The sequence below is a fragment of the Oleiphilus sp. HI0086 genome (assembly GCF_001635225.1).
In genome coordinates, this window is the sequence record NZ_LWFZ01001502.1 from 1 (window position 1) to 9,955 (window position 9,955).

Annotated in this window: 11 protein-coding genes; 5 read left to right on the forward strand and 6 right to left on the reverse strand. The window is 45.5% G+C overall.

Annotated features, from left to right (window positions below):
• Positions 1 to 476: 476 nt before the first annotated feature.
• Together A3756_RS25390 and A3756_RS25395 are read right to left on the reverse strand one after the other, a co-directional pair.
• A complete protein-coding gene (locus tag A3756_RS25390; protein WP_068511173.1) occupies positions 477 to 1,508 on the reverse strand; it encodes a GGDEF domain-containing protein in 1,032 nt (343 codons plus the stop codon).
• A gap of 10 nt (positions 1,509 to 1,518) precedes the next feature.
• On the reverse strand, positions 1,519 to 2,133 hold the full coding sequence (locus A3756_RS25395) for a helix-turn-helix transcriptional regulator (RefSeq protein WP_068511171.1): 615 nt from the start codon (positions 2,131 to 2,133) through the stop codon (positions 1,519 to 1,521).
• Between the two features lie 57 nt (positions 2,134 to 2,190).
• Here A3756_RS25395 and A3756_RS26885 point away from each other — a divergent pair, with 57 nt between their 5' ends.
• Positions 2,191 to 2,340 carry a hypothetical protein gene (locus tag A3756_RS26885; RefSeq protein WP_156490768.1) on the forward strand — a complete coding sequence of 50 codons (150 nt, stop codon included), beginning with the start codon at positions 2,191 to 2,193 and terminating at the stop codon, positions 2,338 to 2,340.
• 24 nt (positions 2,341 to 2,364) lie between these two features.
• Here A3756_RS26885 and A3756_RS25400 read toward each other — a convergent pair whose 3' ends face one another.
• From A3756_RS25400 to A3756_RS25415, 4 genes are all read right to left on the reverse strand, one after another.
• The gene (locus A3756_RS25400; RefSeq protein WP_068511170.1) at positions 2,365 to 2,667 is read right to left on the reverse strand and encodes a hypothetical protein; all 303 of its coding nucleotides are present in this window, start codon (positions 2,665 to 2,667) and stop codon (positions 2,365 to 2,367) included.
• A gap of 520 nt (positions 2,668 to 3,187) precedes the next feature.
• Positions 3,188 to 3,634 carry an NUDIX hydrolase gene (locus tag A3756_RS25405; protein ID WP_068513378.1) on the reverse strand — a complete coding sequence of 149 codons (447 nt, stop codon included), beginning with the start codon at positions 3,632 to 3,634 and terminating at the stop codon, positions 3,188 to 3,190.
• A gap of 88 nt (positions 3,635 to 3,722) precedes the next feature.
• The gene (locus A3756_RS25410; protein WP_068513375.1) at positions 3,723 to 5,378 is read right to left on the reverse strand and encodes a GMC family oxidoreductase; all 1,656 of its coding nucleotides are present in this window, start codon (positions 5,376 to 5,378) and stop codon (positions 3,723 to 3,725) included.
• A 225-nt stretch (positions 5,379 to 5,603) separates the two neighbouring features.
• Positions 5,604 to 7,049: a wax ester/triacylglycerol synthase family O-acyltransferase gene (locus tag A3756_RS25415; RefSeq protein WP_082865503.1), complete on the reverse strand. Its 1,446-nt coding sequence runs from the start codon at positions 7,047 to 7,049 to the stop codon at positions 5,604 to 5,606.
• Positions 7,050 to 7,315: 266 nt separating this feature from the next.
• On the opposite strand from A3756_RS25415, the gene A3756_RS25420 reads away from it, so the two are divergent.
• From A3756_RS25420 to A3756_RS25435, 4 genes are all read left to right on the forward strand, one after another.
• Complete coding sequence (locus A3756_RS25420) at positions 7,316 to 7,891, forward strand: glycine zipper 2TM domain-containing protein (RefSeq protein WP_068555010.1); 576 nt, start codon at positions 7,316 to 7,318, stop codon at positions 7,889 to 7,891.
• Between the two features lie 61 nt (positions 7,892 to 7,952).
• Positions 7,953 to 8,219 (forward strand): PepSY domain-containing protein, encoded by a 267-nt coding sequence (locus tag A3756_RS25425; RefSeq protein WP_068513369.1) that lies wholly within the window; start codon positions 7,953 to 7,955, stop codon positions 8,217 to 8,219.
• A 13-nt stretch (positions 8,220 to 8,232) separates the two neighbouring features.
• Positions 8,233 to 8,910 (forward strand): response regulator transcription factor, encoded by a 678-nt coding sequence (locus A3756_RS25430; protein WP_068513365.1) that lies wholly within the window; start codon positions 8,233 to 8,235, stop codon positions 8,908 to 8,910.
• Positions 8,911 to 8,931: 21 nt separating this feature from the next.
• The coding region (locus A3756_RS25435) for a hypothetical protein (RefSeq protein ID WP_156490769.1) at positions 8,932 to 9,955 on the forward strand (1,024 nt) is incomplete at its 3' end.

The window sequence follows — 9,955 nt, forward strand, 5'->3', positions numbered from 1 at the left end:
GTTTAGACCATGGTGCTTGGATTGCACCCATCAAGCCTAAATTCAAGGATGACTATTGTTATTGGGATTAAGCCGGCTTCGTTGCCTTTGCTTAAACCTTGTTCCAAGAGAAAAACTTAGCCTAAAAGTATTAAAAAGACGAAAAAACTGTGATGCGTGTCATGTTTTGAGGTCGGTACGCCGGGGGCTAAGCCCTTCGGGTGATCAAACTAAGCCCGGCTAAGCCCTATTATTTGAATCATCAAGACGAACGGCGTTAAGCAAAAAACTTCAGGCCTTTTTGCTTAGCTCCTTTCTAAACTTGTGTTGTGATAACTTTTTCCGATTAGGGCCTCCCTACAAGCCCTATTAGTGAACGCGGCGATTAGGTAGTTCGGCACCTTTCGCCGCTTTTTTTTGTCTGAAATTTAAGCTCAATCAAAAACACCTGACATCGCAGAGCGATTTATTCCGCAGTACTCTCTTGTAAAACGGTGCTAACTGCTTGCTTCTCTAATCAAGTCGTCGATGCTTTTCATATTACTACTATCGCAATAGCTGATACCAAAATTAGCAGAAAAGCTTACATTGCTTTCCTTAAGTTCATAGCTACGGCTTTTAATGAGTTGACTCAGTCGCTCAGCGACTTGCTTGGCATCTTGTGCGTTGCTCTCTGGCAAGATGATGACAAATTCATCGCCACCTATACGGGCAATGATGTCAGCATCTCTAATATCATTTTTTACTAGCTGGGCGATAAACTCCAGGCTGCGGTTGCCTGCATCTAGTCCCTGTTCGGTATTAATCTGGCTAAAGTGGTTGATATCAAAATGGATCAAGCTAATAGGGTGGCCATAGCGGTCGGCTTGCGAGAGTAGTTGCGATGCGTATTGTTGAACGAAGCGAAGATTTGCAATACCGGTTAAATTGTCAGTGAGCACGAACTTTTGCTGCTCGTTATAGGCATTTAGCATCTCATCAGAAAAGAACTTTACGGCGCTAACAACAATAAGAAAAACAATTAGCGCGTTTCCGATAAAAACTCCTTGTGCGATGGAGGGCGGAATGGGGGCCATGTAAGTTTCGACTCGTAGTGTATGGGCCGCGCAAAAGCACAAGCAACCATAAAGCATGACAGCAAGCTTTTTCCATTTTTCCTGGTCATTGAGCAGAAAGTAGACCACGACCGGGAGGCTTAGGAAATAGAGTTGGAAGCCCGTTTCAGCGCCGACAAAGAATATACTCCCCAAGGTAACTTGCAGGCTGGCAATGAGTATCAACCAATAGGCGGAAAGGACAAACTTCTCCTGCCTGACCCAGTAGAATGTTCCGGCATAGCAGAGCGCATATAGGAAATCTGTAAAGCTGCTCAGCGCTTGTTGGTATTGAGTCCATAAAATAGCTGAATAGCATAAGGATACAATCACGCCGACCAGTGACACGCTAATAACGATTCGCTTACGATATTGTGTGCCTAGCTTGGTACTAAGAACTTCTGATTGCTGTGTAGATGCCTTATTTTGCTTCATGCCTGTTTGTTTATCCTAACATGTTGGCCAGTTTGTAGGGGCCTTCCAGTATATTGTGTGTTAACTGAACTTGATTCGATACACCTGTTTTTTGGTATATCTTTTTCAAGCGAGAGCGAACGCACTCTTTAGTGAGCTTGAGCTCTTCGGCGATTTCTGAGCCTGATAGCCCAGATATCACCTTGCTGAGAACTTGTGTCTCGGAGGCGGTCAGGCCATAAAAGTCAGCCAGGACTAGATTGAGCTTCTCAAAGCTGTCTTTCTCGACAGGACGCATCACCACGAGTGAACCTTTCGCTTTCCATATCTTATTTTCATGCGCAGACTTTCGGTAGGGCGTAACACCAATATGCCATTCATTGCCTCCACCAACGTATGCATCTAAACGAATGAAGCCTCCTGGAAACAAATCTATTCCCTGCGAAGCAAGAATGCATTGCATGACAAGGTGCTGTAGCCGCTTGTTGGCGGCAGGGTTCTTCAGTGCGAGGCGGTCATGTTTTAAGGTGAGCACCTCACTCGATTTTGCAAACTCTTCTGCCCGGGCGTTCATAGGTTTGGAGACATAATTCTCCATCACCAAAAAAATAGCAGCTTCAGTACTACTTTTTAGCTGCTCTTGCACCTGGCTTTGTAGCTGGGCAAGTTTGGTTTGGGTGGATATGGTAAAAGCGCGCGTTAGGTGTGGTACAAAGATGCCGAGAATTTTCTTTGTTTGGTTATCAAAATCCTGCTGAGTATCTGGGCGGTAAAAGGTGATGCTGGCAATGAACTGGGTATCTCGATAAAAGCAGGTGCTGATACTATGGAAGCAATCATTTTCACGGAATAGCTCCTGATAGACTTTAGAAGAGCGTTAGCTTTGGCTATCTAATAGCTCTGAGCCTTTTTTGATTGAACTGGTAGACATGTCTTCGACGCTTAGTCTGCGTTCATCAAGGGGGGCGTATTCTTCGCTATATGACTCGATAGTTTTGTCGTTAAATCGATTAGCAACGATACTAAGTTGCTGGGACTTCCTATCAGTAATCGTTAGATAGCCGCCCAGCGCTTCAATTGCATCGCAGATATCGCTGATAACCTCTTCCCATACATCGTCGTAAGCGACCGATTCATATATATGAGCGACAAGGTCGACAATTTTATTGTTGTAGTTCATTGCTATGCCACGAGACCTATAACTGCTGAGCGATCTAGATTTAAGCGCTTGAGAGATCTTTAAGTTGTAAAGATAGTAACGGAATTCCTGAGTAGATTTCCAGTTTAATAAGCGCTAGTTCACAGAATTGGCATTGAATTAGAAAAAAATTCCTGGGTCGCCATTTGGGCGGAGAATTGTCAAGACCCAGACGGGTTCGATTAAGAATATATTCTACGTATAGTAGTACTTGGCTTGCCTGAGCACTGTTTGCACGGATTAGCAACGGTGTTCTGGGCCAGTCACTAGTTAGGCAAGCCTTTTACTTTTGCGCATCGCATTTACAGCTCTTGTTTGGCCTGAATGTTAAGCTGGCCTTGTGCAAAAGTTTTCTCATTATTATTTAGTGTTTTTTCAAGCGCTAGATTCAGTTTTCGCAAGGACGCGGCCCCATTGTTTCTATTCCGATCAAAAAAACTATCTTGAGATAAGCTTAAGAGAAAAACGCTGTTTTTTATATAATTCTTGTTTTGACGACTGCTTAGGTCGTGTACTCATATATGGTATCGAGTGCTAGGTGGTCTTTTTGGAAGTAGTCATCAAAACACTTTAGTACGAGCGGGCTGCGGAGTTTATCTTCTAGTGCTCGTATCTCATCCATGCTCAACCAATGAGCAGCAATAATATCTTTATCGAGCTTATCGCTCTCTTTTTCAAGTGCTTCGGCGGCAAAGCAAAAGCGGTAATAACATACGCCATTTTGTGGGGCGGTATAGGTATATAAGCCAATAAATCCCGTGAGCTTGACGCGCCAGCCGGTCTCTTCCAACGTTTCTCGAATAGCGGCTTCTTGTATGCTTTCACCTTGCTCTATATGACCGGCAGGTTGGTTGAATACGGTTTTCCCATGAGAGCGTTCTTCAACGAGTAACAGCTTGCCATCTCGCTCGACAAGCGTGGCGACGGTTGCATGGGGTGTCCAGGTCATGATTGTGTTAAATCCTTTATATAGTCGGTGTGCCAGTAAAGCGGATATCTTATCAGTGAGCTGAACATTTCAAAATACTGAGAAAGACTTATTTAGTTGTCTCAAGTTCCTTCTCTTGTATATGGAAAGTAGACTGTGTTTTAGCTTGCAAGATCATCTCGGCGGCCTTTTCTGCCATCGCGATAATGGGGGCGTTCGTATTACCGCTAACCAGAGTCGGCATTGCTGAGCCGTCGATTACTCGCAACTTTTTAATACCATGAACTTTCAGCTCACTGTCTACGACAGCCATAGGGTCATTGCCCATTTTGCAGGTGCCGCTAGGGTGATATACCAAGCCTAGCCGTTCTTTACACTTCTTCAAAAGTGCCTCATCTGATTGGATGTTATTACCTGGGTGCAACTCTTCGCCACGATGCCCATCAAAGGCTGGGCTTGCTAATATTTTCCGAGCAACCCGAATGCCGTTGACTAATACTTTTGCATCCTCAGGGTCGGAGAAAAAGTTGAAGTCGATTTTGATTGGCTCTCTTGGGTCTGCTGATTTTAAGCTGAGTTTGCCTCGGCTTTTAGGGCGAAGGACGCAAACGTGAAGAGAGTAGCCATGGCTAGACAGGAGTTTTAAATCGCGCCCGCAGTCGTCAAAGAGTAAGGGAACAAAGTGCATCTGAATGTCTGGTACCTTTACCTCGGGGCTAGACTTCAAAAAGGCGCCCGCCTGGGTAATTGAGTTCGCCAGATTGCCTTGCTTGTCGCGCAGATATTTAAGAGTGTCGGGTAGCATTTTTAGCAGTCCGCCGGGGCTTGTCGAGAAACCATCCTTCTTTTTGCTTTTCACCAAAACACAGGCATCAACATGTTCCTGCAGGTTCTTTCCGACGCCGGGCAAATCCTGTATCACTTCGATACCATGTTGTTGAAGCTCCTCTTTATCGCCGATACCTGAAAGCATAAGCGTTTGAGGAGAGTTGAAGGCGCCGCCGCACAACAGCACTTCTTTACGTGCATGGACGGTATGCTTTTCACCTTGTTGAGTAAACTCGACCCCTGTTGCGACTTTGTTCTCGATGAGAATTTTATCGACAAAGGCCTCGCATTCAACAAAGAGGTTTTGCCTTGTCATGGCCGGCTTTAAATAGGCGCGTGAAACGCCGCAGCGCTCGCCATCTTTGATGGTAAATTGATAATAGCCCGCGCCTTCAAATTGTGGTCCGTTGAAATCTTCTGTTAGAGGGTATCCTGCTTGCTCACTTGCAGCCAAAAAACACTCGTTAAGCGGGTAAGTGTTTTGCGTGTCAGAGACATAGATAGGGCCTTCTCCACCATGATAGTCACTGGCACCGCGCTCGTTGGTTTCTGATTTTTTGAAGTAGGGCAGCATGTCATCAAAGCTCCAGCCAGGGTTTCCTTGTGCTTCCCAGGTATCGTAGTCTGATTTGTGACCGCGAATATAAACCATGGCATTGACAGCACTGCTGCCGCCGAGAGTTTTTCCGCGAGGACAAAATAGAGGCTGCCCGTTACGTATATCGGCAACCGGCTCAGACTCGTAGCGCCAGTTATATTTCTTACTATACATGAAGTAAGCAAAAGCCCCGGGAACCTTGATCATCGGGCTTTTATCTCGCGGCCCGGCTTCCAGCACAAGCACGGTTTTATCACCTTCTTGGGATAAACGCTGAGCTAATACGCTGCCCGCAGAACCAGCGCCAATGATGACGTAATCGAAAGTCAGTGAGTCCATGTGGTGTGCGCCTCTTATTATTATCAAATAAGCTCATCGTTTTGAGAACAAGCTTATCAATGTGGTCGTGTATTTGTTGAAGATAGTTTGAACGATAGGAAGGGGCTTGAAAAGGGAAATCTCACTTGTGAGCCTTGCTAGTAAGGGGGAGGTTCTTTAACTAGAAGAGGGTTTACAGCCTTAGGCTCTAAACCCAGAGTGGAATAACTGTTCGCAAGATAGTAATTATGCGGCTTGTTGTGGAGAAGGCGCTTCTGGTCTCTCAGGTACCAGTTCTTGGTATAGCTCGTCCAGTGCCTCGTTGAAATTACTTGCCAAAAAGCTGACCTTATCAGCAATCGATTCACAGCTAGTCAGGCTGATTGTTAGTGTATCGACATAGCTGGTGACCACAGCAGTTAGCGCCATGTTATCAACGATCGGTGCAACGCCTTCAAGAGATTTTAGCTCGGCGCCATTCAGAAACAAGGGAACCTTGGGGCCCGGTACATTGGTGATAATCAGGTTGAAAACGGGCTTTAGAATATTGGCTAGACGAAGGCGTGTATAAGCTTTCATGGTTAAGGAAGAAGACCACGAGGGAAGATGCTTCATGATTCGTTCAACCGCGACTTTATAGTTAAACTCTTTGGCTCTAAGGGCATTTTGATGAATCATGCCAAGTCGGGAGCTCGGGCTGTCGAGGTCTGTCGCGAGCGATATGAGCATTGGAGAGATTAGGTTCCCTCCTGAACTTTTTGGGCTTCCTTGTTCGTCCTTTTCTCGTTTTGATACGGGAATCATAGCGACTAAAGATTCTTCAGGAAGCTCATTGCTTGTTTCCAGGTTCTTTCGCAGAGCACCTGAGCAGATTGCTAATACAACATCATTGGTTGTGCTGCCCGGGTAGGCCTTTCTAATTTCCTTTACTTTGTAGAGCGGTAGATGGGCGCTTGCAAAGAAATGCTTTTTACTGATTGCTTGATTGAACGGCGTTTCAGGTGCGGTGAAAAAGTGCGGAGGACGCTGTTCCTTATCGAGCATTCTAAGTGCTTGGGAGCTAAAGATAGGGTGACTCAGACGTTTAGCTAGGCCGTAAACCTTAAGTGGGCTGCGATAGGCGTTTTGAATGTGCTTGCTACCAATTTCATAAACGGTGCTCGGCAAGTCTTGGTGTTCGGGTTTCCAATCATCGGTAAGCTCGGCTTGCGGGGCGCTTTTAGGGCTTAGTAAGCCAGCGAGAATATGCTCGGCAGACATACCATCGACTGCGGCATGGTGAAACTTCAGCAGGACAAAAAACTCATCCGGCTTGTTTTCACTTTCCATATACATTATTTCCCACAAAGGCCTGTGATGATTTAGTGCGCGACTAAAGAACTGGTTGATAACCTGCTTTTTGTCATGTTCGTGCAGCTCACCTTTCAAACTTGTGTGGAACAAGTGTTGATCAATATCAAAGCTCTCATCGTCTAACCAGGCTGGTCGATCAAGGTCTAGGATTTGTGTCGCCAGCTTCTTTCTAAAAACAGGCGATATCGACAGATGCGATTGAATATGACTCTTGAACTGCTCGAAGGTCATTGTCTTGTTCTTAGGCTGAGAAAAGGTCAGCGTGCAGCCGATGTGCATGGGTGATCTGGCAGATTCGAGGTGTAAAAATGAAGCATCGAGATTGGATAGTCTGTGCATGGTGCCTCCGGGGTGGCTACACGTTGCTGGATGAGTTAGCTAATTCTTTCATTTGTACGCACAACTGTAAACTCAAATGTTGATTTTGTTTGATCTGTGTCTATTTGTTTTTTTAAGTGATTGATTTTTTATTGATTGTATTTTTTATATTTCGGTGTTTTGTACGCTGAAATTTCATTTTTGTGTTCATATTCTTTGTTCAGCTTTCATTCAGCTTTAGTGTTTTAAGATTATTCCACCTTCTAAAAAGAAAGAGGAATATGAACATGAAACAATTAACCTACTCAAGAAACTACCTACCTCAGCCTACGGTATTGGTGGCGTTTATTATTGTGGCGATGCTATTCAGCTCGCTTAGCTATGCGGGTGGAAGGAGTCACCGTTCAATCGACTTTGCTCGCGTAGTGAAGGTGGAGCCGATTATTAAAACCATTGAAAAAAGAATTCCCGAAGAGGAATGTTGGACTGAACAGGTTCGATATGATGATTATCCTAAAAGTGAGCGTTCACATACTAGTACTATTCTTGGCGGTATTATTGGTGGCGCAATTGGTAATGCTGTAGGGCACCGAAGCAAAAACAAGAAGATTGGTACGGCTGTGGGTGCAATATTAGGGGCCTCAGTGGGGAGCGATATCGCCTCGAATGAGCGTCGTCGGTATAAAACAAGGTCACACTACCGTGATGAACAGCGCTGCGAAACCCGGCATCGTATAAGCTATGAAGAGAAGGTGCTCGGCTACCATGTATGGTATCGTTACAAGGGTGAAAGATATAAGACCCGAATGGATCAGAAGCCGGGTAAGAAAATAAAAGTGCGTGTCAGGGTGGAACCTTTTTAGAAGGGAGCTGTGACACCGAAAGAAGCCTCGTTAGTTGGCAACGTTCGCAAAGGTGATTGCTATGAAACTCGTAAAACTTTTTTTGTCCGCCGTGTTGCTGGTGTGCTTATCCGCAAACCTGGTCGCAGAGACAAAGAATGAGAGAATTGGTCGAGATCAAGCAATTGCCCTTGTTCAGGAAAGGTTCGAAGGAAAGGTCCTGAAAGTTCAGCTCAAAGAAACGCCCCGTGGTAGCGTCTATCGGGTTAAGTTTTTAACTAAAGCGGGTCGAGTTAGGGTGTTGCATGTCGATAGCCTGAGTGGTGAGCTGCTCAGTGGCGCCAAGTAAAGAGAGCTAGACGATGAAGCTTCTAGTGATTGAAGATGAAAACAAACTGCGAGAACAGTTGGCAGATGCTTTAAAGCAACAATCTTATTGTCTTGAACTCGCGGCTGATGGTGAAGAAGGTTTATATAAGGGAATGGAGTTCCCGATCGACCTGGCGGTTGTGGACTTAGGTTTGCCAAAAATTGAAGGCGTTGAAGTGATTCGTCGTTGGCGAAAAGCGGGGAGGGACTTCCCTATATTGATACTGACTGCTCGCGGAAATTGGCAAGATAAAGTTGAAGGCCTGGATGCTGGTGCAGATGACTACCTGGTGAAGCCTTTTCATGTCGAAGAGTTATTTGCACGTATTAAAGCCTTGCTCAGACGTTTTGGCGGCCAAGCCTCTTCAGTGCTAAAGTTTGAGACTCTGACAATAGACCTATCGGCCAAGCAAGCCACAGTAAATGATAGCGCGATTGACTTAACTGCTTTTGAGTTCAATATTCTAGAGTACCTTTTGCTAAATTCTGAGCGACCAGTCTCGAAGGCTGAGTTGACCGAGCACCTTTATGAGCAAGACTACGACCGGGATAGCAACGTGATAGAGGTCTTGGTTGGCCGTCTTCGAAAGAAACTTGAAACGGCTTGTAAGCTTTCCTTAATCAAAACTGTGCGAGGGCAGGGTTATCGCTTCCTTCACCCTTCAGAGTAAGTGTTGATGAAGACTTGCTTGATGAAAAACTGGCTGCTGACAAGTATACAAGGGCGCTTGGCGTTGGCTTCAGTCTTATTGCTACCCCTTATTTGTGGTGCCTTGGCTTGGGTGCTTGAGCGCGCTTATTCTGCTAGCTTGCTGGAAGCCCAGCATCAAAAAATGACGACACAGGCTTATGCTTTGATTGCATCGGCCGAACTGGAATCCCAATCGCTTTGGTTGCCTGAACTGGTGACTGATGATCGTTTGAACCAAGCTTTTTCTAATCACTATGCTTTTGCTTTTAATCATCAAGATAACGCTCTCTTGTGGAAGTCTCTCTCCGCTCAAGGACGCTTGGACACGGTTGAGTATGATGTAAGTGAGCTAAGCCTGGGAGACCCAAAATTCCTTCGTTTACCTATTAGTGACGTGCCTTTTTTCCACCTACATTATTTAGTTGAGTGGGAAGATGGTGAGCGTGTTTTACCTTTCCGTTTTGTTGTCTTGGAAACGCAAGATGCTTATCGCCAAGCAATGGAGGAGTACAGAGCCTCGCTTTGGTTTTGGTTGAGTGCGGTAGCGCTGGCACTCATTGCACTTCAGTTCATGATACTGAAGTGGGGGCTTCGCCCTATTGCTGCTTTAAGTCATGACTTGAGTGTGATTCAGAAAGGTGAGTCGGATTCGCTGAAAGGCAATTATCCCTTAGAGCTTCAGGAGATGACGGATAGTATTAATCGTCTTATTTCCCACGAAGCTCATCAGCGAGAACGCTATCGGAATACCTTAGCGGACCTGGCACATAGCATTAAAAACCCTTCTGCCATTATTAGCAGCGCCTTGAATCAGGCGGGAAACTCCCTACCTGATGATATGCGCAATACCTCATGGCTCCAGGATATTGAGGAGCAGAATGAGCGCATCGATAAAATACTTTCCTACCAGCTAACACGCGCCGTTGGGGGTGTGGCAGCCCCGTTTAATAAGGCCGTAGTAGTCAAACCCTTGTGCGATAAAATCTGTGCAGCCATGGGCAAGGTCTATCATGATAAGTCGATGA